General features: G+C 69.1%; 18 protein-coding genes. 7 read left to right on the top strand and 11 right to left on the bottom strand.

All coding sequences use genetic code 11. From position 1 onward, the window contains the following. Nucleotide 1 precedes the first annotated feature (1 nt). The gene (locus ABFX50_RS13525; protein ID WP_346146330.1) at nucleotides 2-4,168 is read right to left on the bottom strand and encodes a HAMP domain-containing protein; all 4,167 of its coding nucleotides are present in this window, start codon (nucleotides 4,166-4,168) and stop codon (nucleotides 2-4) included. A 120-nt stretch (nucleotides 4,169-4,288) separates the two neighbouring features. On the opposite strand from ABFX50_RS13525, the gene ABFX50_RS13520 reads away from it, so the two are divergent. Continuing rightward, nucleotides 4,289-5,824, top strand: a complete 1,536-nt coding sequence (locus tag ABFX50_RS13520) for a PP2C family protein-serine/threonine phosphatase (protein ID WP_246452075.1) — start codon at nucleotides 4,289-4,291, stop codon at nucleotides 5,822-5,824. On the opposite strand, the gene ABFX50_RS13515 is transcribed toward ABFX50_RS13520, so the two are convergent. The 3 genes from ABFX50_RS13515 to ABFX50_RS13505 form a co-directional block, all read right to left on the bottom strand. Further along, nucleotides 5,825-7,327 carry an APC family permease gene (locus ABFX50_RS13515; RefSeq protein ID WP_346146328.1) on the bottom strand — a complete coding sequence of 501 codons (1,503 nt, stop codon included), beginning with the start codon at nucleotides 7,325-7,327 and terminating at the stop codon, nucleotides 5,825-5,827. 84 nt (nucleotides 7,328-7,411) lie between these two features. Continuing rightward, nucleotides 7,412-9,187, bottom strand: coding sequence for a S9 family peptidase (locus ABFX50_RS13510; RefSeq protein ID WP_346146326.1), 1,776 nt, complete (start codon nucleotides 9,185-9,187; stop codon nucleotides 7,412-7,414). A gap of 118 nt (nucleotides 9,188-9,305) precedes the next feature. Beyond that, a complete protein-coding gene (locus tag ABFX50_RS13505) occupies nucleotides 9,306-10,199 on the bottom strand; it encodes a putative RNA methyltransferase (RefSeq protein ID WP_346146324.1) in 894 nt (297 codons plus the stop codon). Nucleotides 10,200-10,242: 43 nt separating this feature from the next. Between ABFX50_RS13505 and ABFX50_RS13500 the strand changes: the two genes are divergently transcribed. Then, the gene (locus ABFX50_RS13500) at nucleotides 10,243-11,625 is read left to right on the top strand and encodes a hypothetical protein (RefSeq protein WP_346146322.1); all 1,383 of its coding nucleotides are present in this window, start codon (nucleotides 10,243-10,245) and stop codon (nucleotides 11,623-11,625) included. Between the two features lie 3 nt (nucleotides 11,626-11,628). On the opposite strand, the gene rho is transcribed toward ABFX50_RS13500, so the two are convergent. Beyond that, a complete protein-coding gene (gene rho / locus ABFX50_RS13495; RefSeq protein WP_346146320.1) occupies nucleotides 11,629-12,732 on the bottom strand; it encodes a transcription termination factor Rho in 1,104 nt (367 codons plus the stop codon). Nucleotides 12,733-13,008: 276 nt separating this feature from the next. Here rho and ABFX50_RS13490 point away from each other — a divergent pair, with 276 nt between their 5' ends. Further along, nucleotides 13,009-13,155: a hypothetical protein gene (locus tag ABFX50_RS13490; protein WP_183652430.1), complete on the top strand. Its 147-nt coding sequence runs from the start codon at nucleotides 13,009-13,011 to the stop codon at nucleotides 13,153-13,155. Next, nucleotides 13,145-13,858 carry an MBL fold metallo-hydrolase gene (locus ABFX50_RS13485; RefSeq protein ID WP_346146318.1) on the top strand — a complete coding sequence of 238 codons (714 nt, stop codon included), beginning with the start codon at nucleotides 13,145-13,147 and terminating at the stop codon, nucleotides 13,856-13,858. Before ABFX50_RS13490 ends, ABFX50_RS13485 begins: the two co-directional genes overlap by 11 nt. On the opposite strand, the gene ABFX50_RS13480 is transcribed toward ABFX50_RS13485, so the two are convergent. After that, nucleotides 13,781-15,031, bottom strand: coding sequence for an MFS transporter (locus tag ABFX50_RS13480; RefSeq protein ID WP_346146315.1), 1,251 nt, complete (start codon nucleotides 15,029-15,031; stop codon nucleotides 13,781-13,783). The genes ABFX50_RS13485 and ABFX50_RS13480 overlap by 78 nt on opposite strands. 77 nt (nucleotides 15,032-15,108) lie before the next feature. Here ABFX50_RS13480 and ABFX50_RS13475 point away from each other — a divergent pair, with 77 nt between their 5' ends. After that, the gene (locus tag ABFX50_RS13475; RefSeq protein WP_183652426.1) at nucleotides 15,109-15,582 is read left to right on the top strand and encodes an NUDIX domain-containing protein; all 474 of its coding nucleotides are present in this window, start codon (nucleotides 15,109-15,111) and stop codon (nucleotides 15,580-15,582) included. Here the strand turns inward: ABFX50_RS13475 and ABFX50_RS13470 are convergent. Next, nucleotides 15,555-17,459 (bottom strand): sensor histidine kinase, encoded by a 1,905-nt coding sequence (locus tag ABFX50_RS13470; RefSeq protein WP_346146312.1) that lies wholly within the window; start codon nucleotides 17,457-17,459, stop codon nucleotides 15,555-15,557. The genes ABFX50_RS13475 and ABFX50_RS13470 overlap by 28 nt on opposite strands. A gap of 62 nt (nucleotides 17,460-17,521) precedes the next feature. Here ABFX50_RS13470 and ABFX50_RS13465 point away from each other — a divergent pair, with 62 nt between their 5' ends. Further along, nucleotides 17,522-17,923, top strand: coding sequence for a hypothetical protein (locus tag ABFX50_RS13465; RefSeq protein ID WP_346146310.1), 402 nt, complete (start codon nucleotides 17,522-17,524; stop codon nucleotides 17,921-17,923). Here the strand turns inward: ABFX50_RS13465 and ABFX50_RS13460 are convergent. Next, the gene (locus ABFX50_RS13460; RefSeq protein ID WP_346146308.1) at nucleotides 17,872-18,282 is read right to left on the bottom strand and encodes a hypothetical protein; all 411 of its coding nucleotides are present in this window, start codon (nucleotides 18,280-18,282) and stop codon (nucleotides 17,872-17,874) included. The genes ABFX50_RS13465 and ABFX50_RS13460 overlap by 52 nt on opposite strands. A gap of 54 nt (nucleotides 18,283-18,336) precedes the next feature. Here ABFX50_RS13460 and ABFX50_RS13455 point away from each other — a divergent pair, with 54 nt between their 5' ends. Continuing rightward, nucleotides 18,337-18,873 carry a DUF6886 family protein gene (locus ABFX50_RS13455; RefSeq protein WP_346146306.1) on the top strand — a complete coding sequence of 179 codons (537 nt, stop codon included), beginning with the start codon at nucleotides 18,337-18,339 and terminating at the stop codon, nucleotides 18,871-18,873. Here ABFX50_RS13455 and ABFX50_RS13450 read toward each other — a convergent pair. From ABFX50_RS13450 to trpD, 3 genes are all read right to left on the bottom strand, one after another. Continuing rightward, nucleotides 18,830-19,768, bottom strand: a complete 939-nt coding sequence (locus ABFX50_RS13450; RefSeq protein ID WP_346146304.1) for a ketopantoate reductase family protein — start codon at nucleotides 19,766-19,768, stop codon at nucleotides 18,830-18,832. The genes ABFX50_RS13455 and ABFX50_RS13450 overlap by 44 nt on opposite strands. Continuing rightward, nucleotides 19,684-20,487, bottom strand: coding sequence for a glycosyltransferase family 2 protein (locus ABFX50_RS13445; RefSeq protein WP_346146302.1), 804 nt, complete (start codon nucleotides 20,485-20,487; stop codon nucleotides 19,684-19,686). The genes ABFX50_RS13450 and ABFX50_RS13445 overlap by 85 nt, the downstream gene beginning before the upstream one ends. Before the next feature lie 224 nt (nucleotides 20,488-20,711). Beyond that, nucleotides 20,712-21,731 carry an anthranilate phosphoribosyltransferase gene (trpD, locus tag ABFX50_RS13440; protein WP_346146300.1) on the bottom strand — a complete coding sequence of 340 codons (1,020 nt, stop codon included), beginning with the start codon at nucleotides 21,729-21,731 and terminating at the stop codon, nucleotides 20,712-20,714. Between the last annotated feature and the right edge of the window lie 55 nt (nucleotides 21,732-21,786).

Here is a 21,786-nt window from a genome sequence, read left to right as displayed (position 1 = left end):
GTCACGCCTCTTCCGCGGTGTCGGACGCCCGCCCGCGGCTGAGCCAGCCACGCAGGCGTTCGAGCAGCTGGTCGACGTCGACCGGCTTGGGCACATAGTCGGAGGCGCCGGAGGCGATGCTCTTCTCCCTGTCTCCGCGCATGACCTTGGCGGTCAGCGCGATGATCGGCAGGTCGGCGAACTGCGGCATGCGCCTGATGGCCGACGTCGTGGCCCAACCGTCCATCTCGGGCATCATGATGTCCATGAGCACGAGGGCCACGTCCTCGTTGCGTTCGAGCTGTTCGATGCCCTCACGGCCGTTCTCGGCGTAGACGACGGTGGCGCCGTGCCGCTCCAGCACGCTGGTCAGAGCGAACACGTTGCGGATGTCGTCGTCGACGATGAGGATCTTGGCGCCGTCGAGGGGGTCGTCGCCCTGCCACTGCTGCGCGTTGCCCTGCTGGACCATCTCGGGCAGCGGCAGGTCGAGCGGGAGCGGCGGCTCGGGCACGAGCACCGCGTTCTGCTCCTCGACCTGCATCGTCAGCACCTGCCTGCGGGCGGCGCCGCCGTCGCGGGCGACCAGCGGACCCGCGTAGTTGGTCGGGAGGTAGAGGGTGAACGTGCTGCCCGCGCCGAGCTCGCTGTCGACGTGGATCTCGCCGCCGAGCAGTCTCGCGATCTCGCGGCAGATCGACAGGCCGAGCCCCGTGCCGCCGTACTTGCGGCTGGTGGTGCCGTCGGCCTGACGGAACGCCTCGAAGATGATCTCCAGCTTGTCGGGCGCGATGCCGATGCCGGTGTCGACCACCTGGAAGGCGAGCAGGTCGGTGCTGTCGCGCAGGGTGTCGTCGTCGTAGTCGACCTCGTGAGGAGCGGGCACGACGCGTAGCCGTACCTCGCCCTTGGGGGTGAACTTGACCGCGTTGGACAGCAGGTTGCGCAGCACCTGCTGCAGGCGCTGCTCGTCGGTGCGCAGCTCCTGCGGCACCCGTGGGTCGACCTCGACGATGAAGGCCAGGCCCTTGTCCTGGGCGAGCGGGGCGAAGGCCGCCTCGACGTAGTCGACCAGCTTGGGCAGCGACAGCTGGGCGGGATGGATGTCCATGCGCCCCGCCTCGACCTTCGACAGGTCGAGCATGTCGTTGATCAGCTGCAGCAGCGCCGAGCCCGCGCCGTGGATGGTGCGGGCGAACTCGACCTGCTGGGAGGTCAGGTTGCCCTCGGCGTTCTCGGTCAGCAGCTTGGCCAGCACGAGGAGGCTGTTGAGCGGGGTGCGCAGCTCGTGCGACATGTTCGCGAGGAACTCGGACTTGTAGCGCGAGGAGACGGCCAGCTGCTCGGCGCGCTCCTCCAGGGTGCGGCGGGCCTGCTCGATCTGGAAGTTCTGGATCTCGATGGCGCGGTTCTGCTTGGCGAGCAGCCCGGCCTTCTCCTCCAGCTCGGAGTTGGAACGGCGCAGCTCCTCCTGCTGGCGCTGCAGCTCGTCGGAGCGCTCCTGCAGCTCGCGGGTCAGGCGCTGCGACTCCTTCAGCAGGTCCTCGGTGCGGGAGTTGGCGATGATGGTGTTCATCGTGACGCCGATGGTCTCGACCAGCTGCGTGAGGAAGTCGAGGTGCACCTCGCCGAAGGCGGTGAAGGAGGCCAGCTCCAGCACGCCGAGGACCCTGCTCTCGAACAGGATCGGCAGCACCACGATCTGCGCGGGCGTGGACTGGCTGAGCCCGCTGTCGATGGTGATGAAGGCGGCAGGCACGTCGTCGAGGACGATCGACCTGCCCTCCATGGCCGCCTGGCCGACGATGCCCTCGCCGGTGGCGAAGCGCTGGCGTGGCGCGCGGTCGGGCCGTACGCCGTAGCCGCCGATGAGGACCAGGTCGTGCTCCTCCCCGCTGGTGTCGACGCCGTAGAAGGCGCCGTAGCGGGCGGAGACGAGCGGGGTCAGCTCGCTCATGATCAGCTTGGCGACCTCCATGAGGTCGCGGTGGCCCTGCATCAGGCGGGAGATGCGGGCCAGGTTGGACTTCAGCCAGTCCTGCTCCTGGTTGGCCTGCGTGGTCTCGCGCAGGTTGGCCACCATGAAGTTGACGTTGTCCTTGAGCTCGGCCAGCTCGCCCTGTGCCTCGACGGCGATGGAGCGGGTGAGGTCGCCCTGGGCGACCGCGCTGGTCACCGTGGCGATGGCGCGCACCTGGGTGGTCAGGTTGCCGGCCAGCTCGTTGACGGACTCCGTCAGGCGCTTCCAGGTGCCCTCGACGCCCTCGACCCTGGCCTGGCCGCCGAGACGGCCCTCGGAGCCGACCTCGCGGGCGACTCGGGTGACCTCGGAGGCGAAGGAGGAGAGCTGGTCGACCATCTTGTTGATGGTGGTCTTCAGGGCCAGGATCTCGCCCTGGGCGTCGACGTCGATCTTGCGGGTCAGGTCGCCGTTGGCGACGGCCGTGGTGACCTCGGCGATGTTGCGCACCTGGTAGGTCAGGTTGTTGGCCATGAAGTTGACGTTGTCGGTGAGGTCCTTCCACACACCGGACACGCCCTGCACCCGCGCCTGGCCGCCCAGCTGACCCTCGGTGCCCACCTCGCGGGCGACCCGGGTGACCTCGTCGGCGAAGGACGACAGCTGGTCGACCATCGTGTTGAGGGTGTCCTTGAGCTGGAGGATCTCGCCCTGGGCGTCGACGGTGATCTTCTTGGTCAGGTTGCCCTGGGCGACGGCGGTGGAGACGGCGGCGATCTGGCGGACCTGGTTGGTGAGGTTGTTGGCCATGAAGTTGACGTTGTCGGTGAGGTCCTTCCAGACCCCCGACACGCCGCGCACCTGCGCCTGGCCACCCAGCTGGCCCTCCGTGCCGACCTCGCGGGCGACTCGGGTCACCTCGGAGGCGAAGGAGGACAGCTGGTCGACCATCGTGTTCATGGTCGACTTGAGTTCGAGGATCTCGCCCTGGGCGTCGACGTCGATCTTGCGGGTCAGGTCGCCGTTGGCGACGGCCGTGGTGACCTGGGCGATGTTGCGCACCTGGTAGGTCAGGTTGTTGGCCATCGAGTTGACGTTGTCGGTGAGGTCCTTCCACACCCCGGACACGCCCCGCACCTCGGCGCGGCCGCCCAGCTTGCCCTCGGTGCCGACCTCGCGGGCGACTCGGGTGACCTCGTCGGCGAAGGACGACAGCTGGTCGACCATCGTGTTGAGGGTGTCCTTGAGCTGGAGGATCTCGCCCTGGGCGTCGACGGTGATCTTCTTGGTCAGGTTGCCCTGGGCGACGGCGGTGGAGACGGCGGCGATCTGGCGGACCTGGTTGGTGAGGTTGTTGGCCATGAAGTTGACGTTGTCGGTGAGGTCCTTCCAGACCCCCGACACGCCGCTGACCTGCGCCTGGCCGCCCAGCTGGCCTTCGGTGCCGACCTCGCGGGCGACTCGGGTCACCTCTTCGGCGAAGGCGGAGAGCTGGTCGACCATCGTGTTGACGGTGTTCTTCAGCTCGAACATCTCGCCGACCGCGTCGACGGTCACCTTGCGGCTCAGGTCGCCCTTCGCCACGGCGGTGGTCACCTCGGCGATGTCGCGCACCTGCGCGGACACACGGGACGACATGGTGTTGACGGCCTCGGTCAGGTCGCGCCAGCTGCCTGACATGCCCCTGACGCTCGCGCTGCCCCCCAGACGGCCCTCGGTGCCGGCTTCGCGGGCCACCCTGGTCACCTCGGTGTTGAACAGCGACAGCTGCTCGACCATGCCGTTGATGGCCTTGCCGAGTCTCCTGACCTCGCCTCTGGCCGAGCGGTCGAGGTCGATCCTGCGGGTCAGGTCGCCCTTGGCGACCGCGTCGATCACGTCGGCCGCTCCCGTCACGGGACTGACCAGCGCGTCGATGAGCGCGTTGACGGACTCGACGCTCTCGGCCCACGAACCCACGCCGGGCCCTGGGGTGAGGCGCTCACCGAAGCGCCCTTCCTTCACGACTTCCTTGCGCACCCGCGTCAGCTCGTTGCTGAGGTGCTCCCTGCGGTCGGCCACCTCGTTGAGCAGCAGCCGGATCTCACTCATGATGCCCGGGGGCGCGTGCGGAACCCGGCGGCGGAAGTCGCCGTCGCGCCACGCGAAGAGTGTCTCTAGGACGGGAAGCAGATCTGACTCTGTATACGTCCTTTCCTCCGCAGTCGGCGCGGTCTTGGCCGTCGTCATGGGGTCTCCTCCACTCCCGGGGTGCCGCCGTGAGTGATGCAAGTCTGTCACGATGAGTAGCTCGTAGTCCTGTCCTTGGATTTACCCCAAGTCAGTGGGAAGTGTGGTAGGCACGGATCGATGACTGCTTCTTCCCGCGCGGTCCTGGCGGCAACCTTCGCGCCAGGCGAGACCGCCGTTCCCTCTGCGAAGAGGTTCACGCGCGAGGTGATGACCGCATGGGCGGCCGCCTCGGTGCTGCCTGCCGCCGAACAGCTGGCAGGCGAGCTGGCCATGCAGGTGGCCGACGCGCCCTTCGAGATCGTCTGGAAACATTACGGCGACGCCGTGCAAGTCGAGCTCAGGCAGCGGACCTCCCCTCATGGTGACCCCAAGGGCCCCTCGGTCGACGTCGAGGAGTGGGGAATCACCTTCGCGGGCGACTCCCGTGTCCATTGGGCAAGACTCACGCTACCGGGCTCGACGGACAGAGTGGCATCCGAGTGGGCCGAGGAATCGTCGCGTGGACCCCACTGGCTGGGCTTCCTCGCCGACGCGAGCGACCTGCTGGCAGGCACTCTCGACCCCGACATGGTCCCGGCGATCATCGCCCAGATCGTCGTTCCGAGACTGTCGACCTGGTGTGCCGTCTACACCTCCGACACGGGGGCAGGCCCTCGCCGTCTGGCCTATCTGTGGCACGCCGACGAGGCGCGCATCGACGGGTTGCGTGAGCAGCTGTCCGAGCTGAGCGTGCCCGACAGCGCCGCCGCCACCCTGCAACTGGCCGACTCGCAGGTCCTCGCGGTGCCGCTGATCGCGAGGGGGCGCTCGCTCGGCGCGATGTGCCTCGGCCGCCACGACCGCTTCCCCGACGAGAGCATCCAGTTCGCAGAGGACATCGCGCGGCGCGCGGCCCTGGCGATGGACAACGCCCGCCTCTACGCCCAGCAGGCGGCGGCCAACAGGGCGCTGCAGCGCAGCCTGCTGCCTCCCAACGAGCCCGAGGTCCCCGGCCTCGACTACGGCGTCGTCTACGAGCCCGCGGGCGAGGCCAACGAGGTCGGCGGCGACTTCTACGACCTGTTCAAGGCGGGCGACGAGTCCTGGCGTTTCGCGATCGGCGACGTCTGCGGCACGGGCCCCGAGGCGGCGGCCGTCACGGGGCTGGCCCGCCACACCCTGCGCCTGCTGGCCAGGGAGGGGTACGGCGTGGCCGCGGTTCTCGGCCGCCTCAACCAGGCCATCCTCGAGGAGGGCGAGCGCGCCAGGTTCCTCACGCTCCTCCACGGCGACATCACGCCCGTGGAGAGCGGCCTCGAGGTGCGCATGGTCTCGGCGGGCCACCCCGAGGCGCTGCGGCTCAAGCCCAGCGGCGTCGTCGAGGGCGTGACCACCCCGCAGTCGCTGCTCGGTGTCTTCCCCGAGGTCGTGTTCGAGGCCGACACCATCCACCTCGACCACGGCGACGTGCTGCTCGCCGTGACCGACGGCGTGACCGAGCGCCGCAGCGGAGGCCGCCTGCTCGACGACGAGGGCGGCCTGTCCAAGCTGCTCGCGGAGTGCGCGGGGCTGTCGGCGAGGGCGGTGGCCGAGCGCATCCGCAGGGGAGCGGCCGACTTCGCGCCGGAGCCGAGCGCGGACGACCTGGCGATCCTGGTCCTCCGCGCTCGCTGACTAGTCGCGCTCGACCGTGTCCTCCAGCACGATCCTGCCGATGACCTCGTACTTGGCGGGGTTACGCGCCTTGAGGTAGAGCGCGGTGCCCGCGCCCAGCACGGCGAGGGCCACCACGATCCACGGGATCGCGGTGAAGAACGAGCTCTTCGAGGCGTCGCCTGCCGCCGCCTCCTGGTTCTGGAACAGCAGCAGCACCACGTAGGCCATCGAGAGGCCGCCCACCAGCGGGGCGATCAGCGTGCGCCACACGTTGGCGGTCTCGGGGTGCTTCTTCTTGACGTGGAAGTAGCCGATCACCGAGAACGAGCACAGCGTCTGGACGATGAGGATGGCCAGCGTGCCCAGGACCGCGAGCAGCGTGTAGATGTGCACGTAGGGGTCCATGCCCGCGGCGGCGAAGGCCAGGATCAGCACCACCGAGATGGCGGTCTGGACGAACCCGGCGATGTGCGGCGAGCCGTGCGTGGGGTGGGTGGCGCCGAGGGTGCGGGCCGTGCCCGGGATGAGGTTCTCCCTGCCGAGCGCGTAGAGGTAGCGGGCGGCGCAGTTGTGGAAGGCCATCGAGCAGGCGAACGAGCCGGTCAGGATGAGGATCTTGAACAGGCCGACCGCCCACGTCCCGATGAACTGCTCGGTGGGGTTGAAGAAGATCCCCGCGAACTGCTCGGCGGCGAGCTCCGGCGCCTTGACGCCGTTGGCGGCCACCGTCATCCACGACACGAACGTGTAGAACAGGCCGATGCCGACCACCGAGACGAGCGTGGCGATCGGAATGATCTTCTTCGGCTCGCGCGACTCCTCGCCGTACATGGCGGTCGACTCGAAGCCCACCCACGACCAGAAGCACATGAACAGGCCGAGGCCGACCGCGCCCGCCTGCACCCCCGTGGTCTGGAAGGCGTTGAGCGGGTTGAGCGTGTAGGCCATGAGGCCGTCGGGGCCTCCGCCGTTGAAGAGCGTGACGAGCGCGACCAGGCCGAGCATGAGGATCTCGGTGATCAGGAAGACGCCCAGGACCTTGGCGGTCAGGTTGATGTCGAAGTAGGAGAGGATCATGTTCAGCGCCAGGCCGAGGAAGGCGAACCACAGCCAGTGGATGTCCACCCCCGCCAGCGACTTGAAGGTGTCGTTGGCGGAGTAGGCGAAGAAGCCGATGATCGAGGCCTCGAAGACCACGTACGCCATGGTGGCCAGCAGGCCGGAGACCATGCCGACGACCTGGCCGAGGCCATGGGAGATGTAGCCGTAGAAGGCTCCGGCCGCGGTGATGTGCTTCGACATCGCGGTGTAGCCCACGGAGAAGATCGTCAGGACGACGGTGGCGAACAGGTAGCCCGCGGGGACGCCGAGGCCGTTGCCGAACGCGACGACGATGGGCACGTTGCCCGTCATGGCGGTGATGGGGGCCGCGGTCGCGACGGCCATGAAGATGACGCCGACGAGTCCGACGGCGTCCCTTTTCAGACGGCTGACGCCTGGCGGTTCCTTGGTGATGGTCACTGTTTCGCGCCCTTCGGCTGGGAGGTGGCGCGATGGTGACAGCAGCCGAGGCTGACAGACAAGTCGGCCGAGCCGGCCAACCTATTACGCTATGTCAGTTGTTACTACGTGTTTACGGGTGAAATTCAGCTTTATCGCCATCTGGTCGATCCGTTCGGAGACGACCAGGGCGCCGCGGGCCGCGTCGTAGTAGTGGACCTCGTGCTCGTGACCCAGCTCGGCCAGGCGGTCCACGTACTTCTCCAGCTGCCGCAGCGGCGAGCGCGAGTCGTTGATGCCGGCCAGGATCAGCAGCGGCCGTTCGATCTGCTCGACGTAGGTGATCGGGGAGCTGTCGCGGTAGCGGTCGGGCTGCTCGGAGGGCGAGCCGCCGAGCAGGGCGCGTTTGTAGGCGCGCAGGCCCTCGGCCTCGTCCTCGTAGGAGGTCTCGTGGCAGGCGATGGGCGCCGCGGCGATGCCCGCCGCCCACAGCTTCGGCTGGACGCCGAGGCCGAGCAGCGTGAGGTAGCCGCCCCACGAGGTGCCGGCCAGCACGATCCTGTCGGGGTCGACGATGCCCTGCGCCACCACCTGCTCCCTGACGGCCGCCACGTCGGCCAGCTCAAGGTGGCCGATCTCGCCGCGCAGCGCGTCGCGCCAGGCCGTGCCGTAGCCGGTCGAGCCCCTGTAGTTGACCCGGACGACGGCGAACCCTGCGTCGACCCAGGCCGCGACCTCGGGGGAGAAGTCGTCGGCGTCGTGCAGGTTAGGGCCGCCGTGCAGCAGGAAGACCGCGGGGAAGGGCGCCGAGCCCGTCTCGGGCCTGGAGACCAGCGCGTGGATGCGCCCGCCAGGGCCGCTGACGTCGAGGTCCTCCACGGGGACGCTGGTCGGGGCCGCGGGCCCGACCGCGTTCATCACCACGTGGCCGGTGCTCGAACGGATCACCGGCGGCCTGGAGGCGCTCGACCAGGCGTACTCGACGTGGCCGCCAGGCCTCGGGCGCGCCTCGTCGATGACGCCGTGAGGGGTGTCGATCAGCGTGAGGCCGCCGCCCGCCAGGTCGTAGCGGTGCAGGTAGGTGCGGGCGCGGTCGTCCCTGATGATCAGCAGCGCGCGGCCGTCGTCGTACCACTCGGCGGTCAGCTCGCCCGGGTCCTTCAGCCAGATCTCGCGCTGCTCGCCCGTCTTCGGGTCCCAGACCAGGGGCTCGTGGCGCAGGCGGCGCTCGTGCAGGGTGAGCAGCCGGCGGTCGCCGGGGGTGGGCGCGAAGCGCAGGCCGACGACGCCCTTGCCGGGGCCGTCGTACAGCTCGCCGACCACCTCGCCGCACTGCTTGACGACGCGGAGCGCCGGGTGCCTGAAGTCGCCGTGCTCGCTGTGGTTGATGGCGATGAACTCGCCGTCGAGCGACATGTCGCTGACCCAGGAGGCCTCGGTGTGCTCGTACAGCAGGTGGCTGGGTTCGCCTGGCCGTACGAGATGGGTGGTGAAGCCGCCAGGGCGGGCGAGGCTGACGGCGGCGACGCCCGTGGTGGACAGGGCCAGGCCGCCCGGCTGGCCAGGCTCCAGGTCGGGGGCGACGGGCTCGTCGGGACCGCCGGTGAAGCGCTGGCGCAGCCAGATGCCGAGGTCGTCGCTCTCGGTGTCGGCGAACCAGTAGATCCACTGGCCCGTCGGGTCGAGGGCGGCGTGCCTGGTGCCGTGGGCCTGCGTGGTGACCTGGCGGGTGACGCCCGTGGTGCGGTCCCAGGCGTAGATCTCCCAGGTGCCGGAGGCGTTCGAACGGTAGAGAGCGCGGTGGGGGGCCTGACGTGCCCAGACGGGCAGCGTCATGCTGGGCGCCCGGAACCTGGCCTGCCAGCGCTCCTCCGCCTTCATCCGCCCCTCCCCTCCTCAGTTGCCGTCCAGTATCGCGTCTGGGTCACAGAAATACCTGAGGAATGTGAGGGAATTTCGGACTAAATGCCCCATCAGTAACATGCGCCTCGAACGTCCGTCAAGAAGATGGTCTTGATTCGGCGGATGATTCAAAGATAAACAGTCGAAAACTGGCCACCGCTGGGGTCCATTCCGGAAATTTCTGGATTTGGTGGTGAAGGGTGTCGGGGTCCTTGTGCCACGCGCTCGGTCCCATCTCCACCACCTTCGCCACATCCGCCCTCGACAGGGGCATCTCGAACCGTACGGCCCGAGTGTCGACCTCTCCGAACCCTCTCAGACTTTCGGCGACCCTGTGCTCTTTCGCCTCGTCCACCGAGAGCAGGTCCAGCTCCTCGACCAGCGGGCTCAAATGCTCCTTCGCGGGGGTCACCACCACGAGCCTGCCGCCAGGCCGCAGGATCCTCTCGAACTCCGGGCCGTTGCGCGGCGCGAACACGTCGATCACGACGTCGGCGACCGCGTCGCCGATCGGCAGCGGCTTCCACACGTCCGCCACGAACGCCCCCATCCTGGGGTGCGCCCTGGCCGCCCGCTTCACCGCGTGCTTGGAGATGTCGAACGCCAGCCCGGTGGCCTCGGGGAGCGCGTCGAGCACGGCGGCGCCGTAGTACCCGGTCCCTGCGCCCGCGTCCACCACGACAGGCCCGCGGTGCTCGCCGTCCGCTCCGCCCGCTCCCGTGGCCGCGGGCGGGCAGTGGTCCTGGACGGCCTTCGCCAGCGCGTCGGCCAGCGGCGCGTAATGTCCTGCCGCGAGGAAGTCCGCCCGCGCCGCCACCATCGCGGGGCTGTCGGCGGTGCCGGGAGCCTGGGATCCGGTGAGCAGGCTGACGTATCCCTGCCTGGCGACGTCGAACCCGTGCCCCTGGCCGCAGCGCAGCGATCCGTCGGTGAGGCGGAGGCCGTCTCGGCAGACAGGACAGGCGAGATAGTCGACGATGTCAGCCAGCATCCCCCCATCATGACGCCCACCCCAAGATCCCTAGACTCCCGGCATGCCACGCCGATTATCAGCAGTGCTGTGGGCCTGCGCCCTGACCGGCGCCATCATGGCCTTCGCTCTTCCTTGGCTCTTCCTTCCCGAAGGGCTCGGCTGGGGCGCCTTCGGGTTCAAGAACTGCGTCGGCAACGACTTGTCGGGCGACATCTACCATCTCGTCTTCCCGATCTATTACGTCCCGCCTTTCGGATACGGTGCGCTTCCGTTCGTCGCCCTGGGCCTGCTGGCATGGCTGGCATGCGCGCGGTGGCGCAGACCCGGGCTCGGCCGGTGGATCGTCAGGGCGCTCCTGCTGCCCCAGATGTTTCTCAACGCCTACCAGCCCCCGCTGTTCGCCATGGACATGGTTCTCGAGCCGAGTTGCCTCGAATGGTGGGGCGGCTGGCAGGTGGTGTGGTGGACCGTCGGGCATGACGTGCTCGAACTGGTCGCTTCGACACTCGCACTGCTGGCCGTACGGACGAGCGCGCCGCGGCTGCCGCGCGGACCGGTGGTGGCGGCGCTGGTCGTCATCCTGGCGCTGACCCCTGCCGCCGACGCCATGCAAGGCGGCACGGTGACGGTGCCGGACTGGGAGGAGTGCCACGGCGCGGTCAGGCAGGGGTACTCGGAGGAGGACTGGCGCTTCCTCTGCGAGGCGCGTGACTCCTTGATGGACGAGCCGGGCACCCGGATGCCCGACGGCCGGTTGTTCGCCTATGGGCGGCACCTGTGCAGGCTGGTCGAAAAAGGCGGCAGGCTGCCCGACGCGCGGAACGGTGACGAGTTCGACGTCGCCAGGGCGCTTCCCGCGAACTGTCCCGCGCTCGCCCGTGTCAACGAGCGGAATCAGGCGGAGCTGAAGCGCGAGGAAGAGGAGTACTACGCGCGCCGCAGGGCTGAGTGCGCCGCGCTGCCCCGCCACAAACCCAGGACCAAGCCGGTACGGCAGGCGAGCACCCACATGTCGGTGGAGTTCTACGCGCTCGACACCTCGGAGGAGGGCTTCGACGGCGGTGTGTCCGAGCAACTGGGGAGTGGGGACGACGTGATGGCCTCCGTGCCCGGGAATCTCGCCTTCCAGGCCCTCACCGAGATGGGTCTCCTGTGCGTGACAGGCGAGTCGTATCGCAGGAGGCCGCCGGTCGAGACGAAGGGCTGGAAGGTGGGCGCCGAGATCGGCTACCAGAGCCCGACGGGCGTCCTGGAGATCTCCGACGGCTACCGCGGCCTTCCCGACCTCGCGGCGGGCGGGCCAGGCCACTATCGCGTCAGGGTTCACCAGCGCGAGCTTCCCGTGGACTACGACCGGGAGGAGCCGCAGGCCGGCGAGGAGTGGTTGATCATGGTGTATCCGGGGCGGGAGAAGGGGCCCAGGACCTACGTGAAGGGGCGGTGAGGTTCAGGGCGTCGTCGTCGCGGCGAGTGTGAGGAAGGCCGCGTTGGAGGACGTCTCGCGGAGCTTGGCGATGAGCAGCTCCATGCCCTGCTGCCGATCGAGTCCCGCGAGCATGCGCCGCAGCTTCCACACGACCTGCTGCTCGGCGGGGTGCATCAGGTCCTCTTCGCGCCTGGTGCTCGAGGTCTCGAGGTCGACGGCGGGGAAGAGCCTGCGCTCGGCGAGCGCGCGGCTGAGCCGCAGCTCCATGTTGCCCGTGCCCTTGAACTCCTCGAAGAAGGAGTCGTCCATGCGCGAGCCGGTCTCGACGAGCGCGGTGGCGAGGATGGTGAGGGAGCCGCCGCCCTCGACGTTGCGCGCGGCGCCGAAGAAGCGCTTGGGCGGGTAGATGGCGCCGGTGTCGATGCCGCCTGACAGGATGCGTCCCCCGCTGGGGGCGAGGTTGTTGTAGGCGCGGCCGAGCCTGGTGAGCGAGTCGAGCAGCATGACGACGTCGTGTCCCTGCTCGACCAGGCGCTTGGCGCGCTCGAGAGCGAGCTCGGCGAGCGCGGTGTGCTCCTTGTCGGGACGGTCGAAGGTGGAGGCGACCACCTCGCCCGCGATGTTCCTGCGGATGTCGGTGACCTCCTCGGGACGCTCGCCGACCAGGACCACCATGAGGTGGACCTCGGGGTGGTTGCGGGAGACGGCCTGGGCCAGCGCCTGCAGGACCATCGTCTTGCCGGCCTTGGGCGGGGCGACGATGAGTCCGCGCTGGCCCTTGCCGATGGGCGCGATCAGGTCGACGACCCTGGTGGTCAGCGAGTCGGTCTCGATGTTCAGCCGGTCGCGGGGGTGGACGGGGGTCAGGTCGGCGAAGTGCGGGCGGTCGCGCCATGAGGTGTGACCGTTGACCGACTCGATCGAGACGAGCTTCGAGCCGGCGACGGTGGCGACCACGTGGTCGCCGGGGCGCAGGCCGAACTGCTTGATCCGCTCGGGCGGCAGCCGTACGTCGTCGGAGCTGTGCCGGTAGCCGGACGAGCGGAGGAACGTGCCGTCCAGCAGGCCGCTGACCTCCCGGATGGGCGTGGTGGTACGGGGACGGGGGATGGTTTGGACAGACATGAGAGACCCTCCTCGAGGGCACGCCTGGGTGACAGGCGGTGAGTAAGAAAAAGAGGTCGGGCCCTCAGAGAGGTGGGGCCCTTCAGGTGAAGTCAGCGGAGCTTCAGACGCTCAACGCTGTTTCGCAAGATATCACGGCAAACGCGGCGCGCAAGGTTTCTATTCCGCTTTCCCCACGGCCTCGCCATCTCCCGGAGCACAATCTGTCAAGCGCCCTGCAGGGCTTCTGCAATCAGCGGAGGCTTCCATGGAACTGCGAACTCCAAGGGGGATGACATGAACAAGACCCACTGCCCCAGGTGCCACACCACCCTCGACGAGGGGCCGATCATGTTCCGCTGCGCTCGCTGCAGGCGCGCGGTCTTCGCGGCCGATGTGGAGACCGAGTACGTGCCGCGGCTAGCGTTGACGGATGCCGCATAAGCCAAGAAAAGTAGCCGACGTCGAGATCACCCCGCTGTGTGACGCCGTCGGCCCGATGGGCCCCTCGCTCCGACTGCCGTTCCTCGAGACCTTCCTCGGCGCGGAGGTGGACGAGGGCGAATGGATCCTGCACTTCCACTGCTTCCTGATCCGGGACGGCAAGGGCCACGTCACGCTCGTCGACACGGGCATCGGGCCCACCTCCACCTGGGCCCCCGCCCCCGGCAGACTCCACAGCGAGCTGGCCGCCGCAGGGGTGGCCCCCGCGGACGTCGGCACGGTGATCATCACGCACCTGCACAGCGACCACGCCGGCGGAACGTTCCTGGACGGCGCGCCCGTGTTCGCCAACGCCCGCCACGTCGTCCAGCGCGCCGAGCTGGTGGGCAACGGCTTCCTCGACCCGGTCAAGGAGCTGCTGCACGTGGTCGACGGCGACGAGGAGGTCGCCCCCGGCGTGGTGGTCAGGCTGACGCCCGGCCACACACCCGGGCACCAGTCGGTCGAGGTCGGCGAGTTCACCATGGTCGGCGACGTCCTGCACCATCCGGTGCAGCTGGCCGATCCGTCGATCCGCTACGTCTACGACGACGACTCCGACCTGGCCGCGAAGACGCGCATGGAGCTAGTCGGCAGGCTGCGCGCGCAGGGCGCCCTGCTGGGTACCTCCCACTTCCCCGAGCCCTTCGTCGAGCTGGGCTAGCAGCCTGCGGGCCTTGGCGCGGTAGCGCAGCACCTGCACCGCGCCGAGCAGCCACACCGGGTACTGCACGGCCATCGCCCAGTGGTAGTCGCCCGTGAGGTCCATGGCGACGCCCACCAGCGCGATCACCGACATGGAGGCCAGGAAGCCGCCGCCGTTGACGATGCCCGTGGCCGCGCCGATGCGGCCCGCGGGGTTGAACGTCCTGGCGTAGTCGAAACCGATCATCGAGCCGGGCCCGTTCGAGGCCAGGACGACGATCAGCGCCACCAGCAGCCACAGCGGCGCGCGTCCCGGCCACAGCAGCACCGCCGTCCAGACCAGCGCCGTGGCGCCGGTGATGCCGAGCACCAGCCACGACCTGCGCAGCGGGAAGCGACCCGCCAGGTAGCCGAGGATCGGGCCGCAGATCATGCCCACCACGGTCAGTGTGGACAGCAGCACGCCCGCGGTCGCGGGGGCCAGCCCCTGGCCCTGGACGAGGTAGGGGTAGCCCCACAGCAGCATGAACGCCGCGGCCGAGCACTGGGTGGCCGCGTGGGTCCACATCCCCAGCCTGGTGCCAGGCTGCATCCACGCGGCCTTGAGCCCGGGTGCGCGGTGAACGGCGGACGGGCGTCCGTCGCGCAGGACGGCCGCGACGAGGACGGTCGCCACCAGGCCCAGGGCGGCGGCGGCGAGGAAGGTGGGCGTCCAGCCGTACGCGTGGAGCGAGCCGATGATCGGCACGGTGGACGCGATCGCGCCGAACTGGCCGATGAGCCCAGTGAGCTGCACCATCACCGGGTTGCGGCGCGGCGGGAAGGAGAGGTTGACCAGCCTGATCACGCTGATGAACGTCATCGCGTCGCCCGCGCCGACCAGCATCCTGGCCGCGAGTCCGAGCAGGAGGTCGTCGGCGAAGGCGAAGACGACCTGGCCGCACGACATGACCAGAGCTCCGATGACCAGCATGCGCTTGGAGCCGAGCCTGTCGACCAGCACGCCGACGGGGATCTGCATGACCGCGTAGACGAGAAGCTGCAGCATGGCCAGCGTGGCCAGGCCCGACGCGCCGAGATCGAGGCGGGAGGCGGCCTCCAGGCTGGCGACGCCGAGCGACTGCCGGTGGAAGACCGCGACGAAGTAGGCCAGGACGCCCGTCACCCAGAAGATCAACGCGCGTCGTGTCATGGGGACATATCCTATCTTTTTACTCGGAAGTCACCGGAGCCGGGGGTTGGTCGCCTCCGCGTTGTAGGTTGATCGACGTGAGCGTGGACATGGAGTACTGGGAGTCACTGCACCGGGTGGTCGTGGGCGCCGGCGCCTACATCACCGACCGGCAGGGCAGGGCGCTGCTGGTCAACCCCAACTACCGTCCGCACTGGGGCTTCGCGGGCGGATCCGTGGACGAGGGGGAGCACCCCGCCCAGGCCTGCGCCCGCGAGGTCGAGGAGGAGCTGGGCCTCACGCTACCCGTGGGCGAGCTCCTGGTCGTCCACTGGGCGGGCATACGCGAGGACAGGCCGTACCCGCTGATCCACTTCCTCTTCGACTGCGGCGTCATCGACGCCGACACCCCGGTCAAGCTCCAGGCCGAGGAGCTCGACGACTACGGCTTCTTCACCGAGCAGGAGGCCGCGGCGCTGCTGCCGCCGTGGGCGCACGACAGGCTGTGCGCCGCCGCCGCGGCCCGCGCGGCCGGCGCCATCCGCTACCTGCCCCCTGTCAGCGCGGGCTGATCCGACAGCAGGGCGGGCGGCAGCGTCACCGCCGCCGTGATCCCCCCGTACGGCGAAGGCCGCAGCCGCACGCCGATCCCGTGCCTGGCCGCCAGCCTGGACACCACGAACAGGCCCAGCCTGTCGCTCTCGGCCAGGTCGAACTCGGGCGGCTCGGCCAGGCGCGCGTTGAGCTGGTCGAGCTCGGCGGGCGGCAGCCCGAGCCCGCGGTCCTCCACCTCGATCAGCAGCCCCTCGGGCACGGTGAGCGCCCGCACGTCCACCCTGGTCTGCGGCGGTGAGAACAGGGTCGCGTTCTCCACCAGCTCGGCCAGCAGGTGCACGACGTCCGTCGCGGCCGCTCCCACCACGGCCGTCTTCGGCGGCTGCGGCACCTCGACCCTGGCGTACTCCTCGACCTCGGAGACCGCCGCCCTCAGCACGTCGACCGCGGGCACGGCGTTGCGCCAGCCCCTGCCGGGCGCCTGGTCGGACAGGATGATCAGGCTCTCGGCGTGCCTGCGCATGCGGGTGGTGAGGTGGTCGAGCTTGAACAGGTCCTCGAGCGTCTCGGCGTCCTCGGCGCGCCGCTCCATGCCGTCCAGGTGCAGCAGCTGGCGGTGCAGCAGCGACTGGTTGCGCCTGGCCAGGCTGACGAAGACGTGCCGCACGCCGTCGCGCAGCTTGGCCTGGTCGACCGCCGCCTCGACGGCGGTGGACTGCACGGTGTTGAACGCGTGGACGATGTCGCGCACCTCGGTGGTCTGCGCGTCGAGGACGAGCGGTTCGACCTGGTGGTCGGAGGCGCCCTTGCGCAGGCGGTCGATGAGGCCGGCCAGCCGTACGTCGGCCAGCTCGGTGGCCGCGTCGCGCAGCCCGGCCAGCTCGCGCACCAGGACGTGCCTGAAGCGCAGGGAGAGCAGGAGCGAGGCGATGACGGCGAGCAGGCCCAGGCCCCCTGCCACGCCGATCTTGACCAGGATGTTCGTCGCGGTGGGGCTGACGCGATCGACGAGACCCTGCACCACCTCCGACTGGTTGCGCTCGACGGCTTTCGCCAGGTTCTCGCTGCTGGAGCGCCAGGTGCTGGAGGTGGCGGGCAGTCCGTTGGCGGTGGCCTGGCCGCGAATGGCGTCCTCGATCGCGACGAAGTCACGGTAGACCGGCGCCGCGGTCAGCTGGCGGTGGGCGGCGTCGAGGCCGGGCCCGAGATGGGTGAGCGCCTGGGCGTGCAGGAGTCTGCGGGTGGCCGACATCTCGGTGAAGAGCGCGCGCTCGCTCGGGCCGACTTTGCCGGTCGCGAGCACGTGCACGATCATCGCCCGCTCCCTCGACAGCAGCTCCTTGGCCTCGCCGAGCATGCTGACCGACCTGGCCAGCCGGTAGAGCGCCATGTCGGGGACCAGGATCATCTGGTCGTACATGCGGAAGGAGGCGTCGACGACGTCGCTGTAGGTGGTGATCATCTCGATCGTGTCGATCGTGCGCGCGTCGACGCCTCTGCGCAGCTCCGGAATACGGTCCAGCTCCTCGTTGAGCGCCTTGAGCTGGACGGCCATCTCCGGTGACACGTTCTCCTGAAGGCTCGCGCGGCGGCGGAAGGCGGCCACGGCGGTGTCGGTCCTGCTGCGCTGGTTGATGAGCTCCCTGTACGGCGCCGCCGACGACAGGAACTCGGTCGAGGTCAGCCGTTCACGCTGGAGCTGGATGTTGACCTGCTCAGAAGGGTCGGCCAGGTTGGTGACCAGGTTGTCGATCTCCAGGAGGCGCAGTCCGTCGCCGGCGGTCAGGCTCGCCGCGAACGCCCACAGACCGACCAGCGAGATCAGCGGGACGGACAGCAGAACCAGAAGCTTGAGCGCGATGGGGCGGCCGGGCCGGGTGAGGCGCCTTTTCATGGTGAGATCGTCTCGCAGATCACACCCCTTTTGGGAGGTTTCCCGTGCGGTTGCCCCGGTCAATGTCTGGATGGACGATCGCCGTCTTCGGCTTCCTGGCCTTCGCGCTCGGCCTTCTCGGTCTTCTCAGCCCCGACAGCCTGCTCGGACTGCTGGGTTTCGAGGTGGTGGAAGCACGGGGCCCCGGTGACTACACGAAGGTCTACATGGCCGCCTCATCGATGGCGGCGATCAACATGGGCGTCTATTACATGCTGGCCGCGGCGTCCGACTGGCGGCCGTTCTTCCTGTGGACCGTGCCGTTCAGGCTGGTCACGTGCGCGGTGTTCAGCACGCTGGTGATCACGGGCGCCGCTCCCTCGGAGTTCCTCGGGGTGGGGCTGTGGGAAGGGCTCGGCGCCCTGATCACCGGTTACGCGTTGTGGCGCGAGCGTTCGTCGGTAGGCGACCCGGCGACCAGGTGATCGTCGGCGTGCCTGGCCTGGCGCGGGACGGTGTCCGTCGTCGTCGCCGGGCTGTCGTCCTCGTGCAGCTTGCGCTCCAACTGCCGCTTCTCGTCCTCGAGCTTGGCCACACGGTCGTTGGCCTGGGCTCTGGCCTCGCGCAGCTTGCGCCGGCGTACGGCCGACCTGCGCGAACCTGAAGCGATCATGGAAATGCCGAGGAGCAGCACGCCCGCCGTCACCGCACCGGTGAGGAACATCTCCAGGTGCGACGGTTGGAAGACATAGCCGAAAACTGTGTAGGTGGTATCGGGCTCCATGGCGATCACGTAGATCGCCGCAGCCGCGAGCAGGACCAGGATCAGGCCCAACACGATCATTTGACCTCACCTCTCTTCAGAGCCTGGTCCCATCTGCCCAGTAATGATGGAGTCATGCGACCAGACACGGGCCAGGTGCTGCACTTCTCGGAAGACCCCACGATCAAGAAGTTCGTCCCGCACGTGGCGAAAACCTCGCGGCAGACGAGGCCCTACGTCTGGGCCGTCGGCTTCGACCGCTGCCCCGACTACTGGTTTCCTCGCCACTGTCCTCGGGCGATGGCCTGGAAGGGCCCGGACACCAGGCCGTGGGACGTCGAGCGCTTCGTGGGCGCCGGCTGCGGAGAGCGCGTGCACGCCATCGAGTACGGCTGGCTCAAGGCCATGATGGAGGTGCGGCTGTACGCCTACAGGCTGCCCGCCGACCCGTTCGTCCCGATCGGGCAGCCGCCGCACGCCGTGGTCGCCGAGGAGCCCGTCGTGCCGCTCGGCCCGCCCGAGCCCGTCTCCGACCTCATCGAGCTGCACGAGGAGGCCGGGATCCAACTGCGCGTGCTGGACAATCTCTGGCCGTTCTGGAACCAGGTGACGGCCAGCACGATGGAGTTCAGCGGGATACGGCTGAGGAACGCTCGGCGATCAACGAACTGAGCTCCCGCACGGTCATCGACCCCGGCTGCCTGCGTTCGCGAGCGGCTCTGACGGCCTCCCGCTGCAGCACCTCGTTGACCGGGGTCGGCACGCCGTGCAACCTGCCGAGCAGCGTGATCTCGCCGTTGAGGTAGTCGGCCTCGATGGAGCCGCTGCCCTTGGCCAGGCTCTGCCACGACGAGCCGCCGCCGCGCTCGATGCCCTCGATGTCGCCGGTCGCGACCTGCTCGCCGCCCTGGTGGGCGAGGCCCGCCGCCGCGAGCACGGCGGCGCCCTCGGCTCTGGCCTGGCCGGACAGCTCGTTGATGCCGGGAGCGCGGCCGCACAGCGCCTCGACGGCGTTGCCGAGGTTGCTGAGCAGCTTGCCGTACTTCCACGGCATCACCTCGGCCACGGCCTGGGCGGCGAACGCGCTCTTGGACAGGTCGGCGGCGATCGTTTCCGACAAGTCATCCACACCCTGTGGATAACGTCCGACGTACAGCGCGCCGGACAGCGGCGTGCCGTACGCGGCCACCAGGCCCGGCTCCAGGTGAAGGGCGGGCAGGTAGACGCACATGCCGTAGACGTGCTCGAAGCGGCGCAACGCCATCCGCTCGTTGGCCACGCCATTCTGCGCGCACACCACCGGCAGATGGCGCGGCCACGGGTCGAGCGCGGCGAGCGTGTCCTGCGACTTGGTCGCCAGGATCAGCACGTCGCCGTCGACGGGCCCGTCGGCGACGGGCACCTTCACCATCTCGTCGACGTCGGGTGTGACCAGGCGCAACCCCGTGGTCCTGAGCGCCTCGTAGTGCGCTCCCCGCGCGATCAGGACGACATCGTGCCCGCTCTGGTGGAGGCGACCGCCGATCGTCCCGCCGATCGCTCCTGCCCCGATAATGATGTAACGCATGTCGTAAGGATGTCATTTTTTGGGTGCGCGCTGCCGTTCGCCCGTTCGCGCAGGATCGTCTTCAGCACCCGCCAGCCGTCCCGTACCGCGTGCAGGTTGCTCACCCCGTGGATGCGGCAGCGCTCGTGGCTCGGGACCTCGCGGATGTCCAGGCCTGCCTGGGCCGCCCTGACGTTCATCAGCGTCTCGATCTCGAAACCGTCGCAATCGAGCGCCATGGCCTCCAGGTGGCGTGACCAGAAGGCGTTGTAGCCGTAGCAGAGGTCGGTGTAGCGCGTGCCGTAGAGCCGGTTGGTGATGAAGGTAAGAACCCTGTTGCCGAAGGAGCGGGTCGGGCTGATGTCGTCGGAGCCGCCGCCTTCGACGTAGCGCGAGCCCTTGGCGAAGTCGGCGCCTTCGACCAGCGCCTGGACGAAGAGAGTGATCTCGCGGCCGTCGGTGGAGCCGTCCGCGTCGATCATGACGATGATGTCACTCTTGGCAGCGGCGAACCCTTCGGTGAGCGCGTTGCCCTTGCCGCGCCTGGTCTGCGTGACGACGCGCAGGTCGGGACGGAGGCTGAGGGCGACGGCCACGGTGTCGTCGGTCGAGTTGCCGTCCACCAGGATCACCTCGTCGATCCAGGAGGGCAGGGTCGCGAAGACGTGTGGCAGATTGTCGGCTTCGTTCAGTGCGGGGACCACCACACTGACAGTGGCGGCGAACGGGCCTTTGTTCATGACTCCAAGGTTCGCTCGCGCGCCTGCAACTCGCTTGACATCCTCTTGCAAGCGATGAAGATCTACGCATTGCGGGCATATGTCGTCAGTTCTGGAGCTCCCGCATGACCTGCGGTGTCAGGTTTTGGGCAGGCTGTAGGTAATGATCCTCTTGCCTGCCCTTGACATCAGCGCGAAAAAATGGTTGGAATCACTCCTTCGCCGGCCTGGCCGCGACTCCTCGCCTACACGGTGCGCGTCGCCGTGGCCCAGCGTCCCAGGAGGGTTGTCGCCGCGCCCGAGTCGATCGCCGTGAGCGCTCGTTCGTACGCCGCCCCGAGCCCCGCGACCCCCTCTCCACTCGCGGCGGCCAGCGCGGCGGCGGCGTTCAGGCAGACGATGTCGCGTACCGGCCCCCTGGCCCCGCCGAGCACCTCCTTCGCCACGCCCGCGTTGTGCGCCGCGTCGCCGCCCCTGAGGTCGCCGACGGCGGCCCTGGGGATGCCCAGCGCCGCGGGGTCGAAGCGGACCGAGGTCACCTGTCCTTCGCGCACCTCCCAGATCGTGGAGGGGCCCGTCGTCGTGAGCTCGTCGAGCCCGTCGTCGCCCCTGAACACCAGCGACGTGCACCCGCGAGCGGCCAGCACGCCCGCGATCACCGGCGCCATCCTCTCGTCGAAGACCCCGACCGCCTGCGCCCTGGGCCTGGCCGGATTCACCAGCGGGCCGAGGAAGTTGAAGACGGTCGGTGTGCCGAGCTCTCTCCTCGGCCTCCCCGTGTGCCTGAACGCGGGGTGGTAGATCGACGCGAACAGGAAGGTGATCCCCACCTCGTCCGCGACCCGCGCGGCCCGGGCGGGCGGCAGGTCGATCACCACGCCGAGCGCCTCCAGCACGTCGGCCGCGCCCGACGACGACGTCGCCGCCCTGCCTCCGTGCTTGACGACTCTCGCGCCCGCCGCCGCGGCGACGACGGCGGCCATCGTGGAGATGTTCACGGTGTGCGCCTGGTCTCCTCCGGTCCCCACGAGATCGACGGACTCACCCGGCAGGTCGAAGGGGGCCGCCCCGTAGAGCAGCGCGCCGGCGAGCCCCGACACCTCGGCGACGCTCTCGCCCTTGGCGCGCAGCGCCACCGCGAACCCGGCGATCTGCGCGTCGGTCGCCGCCCCCGACATGATCTGCCGCATCGCCCACGCGGTCTCCTCCGCGCGCAGCGAACCGCCGTCGAGCAGGGTGGTGAGAAGAGCGGGCCAGGTCGTCATGGTGCTGCCTCCAGTCGTTTCGACAAGGAGACCGAGCAGCCGACCACCTCGCCGA

Source organism: Nonomuraea recticatena (assembly GCF_039533245.1).
Taxonomy (GTDB): Bacteria; Actinomycetota; Actinomycetes; order Streptosporangiales; family Streptosporangiaceae; genus Nonomuraea; species Nonomuraea roseola.
Note: the sequence above shows the minus strand (reverse complement) of the source record. Positions and strands in the feature narration are given on the sequence as shown.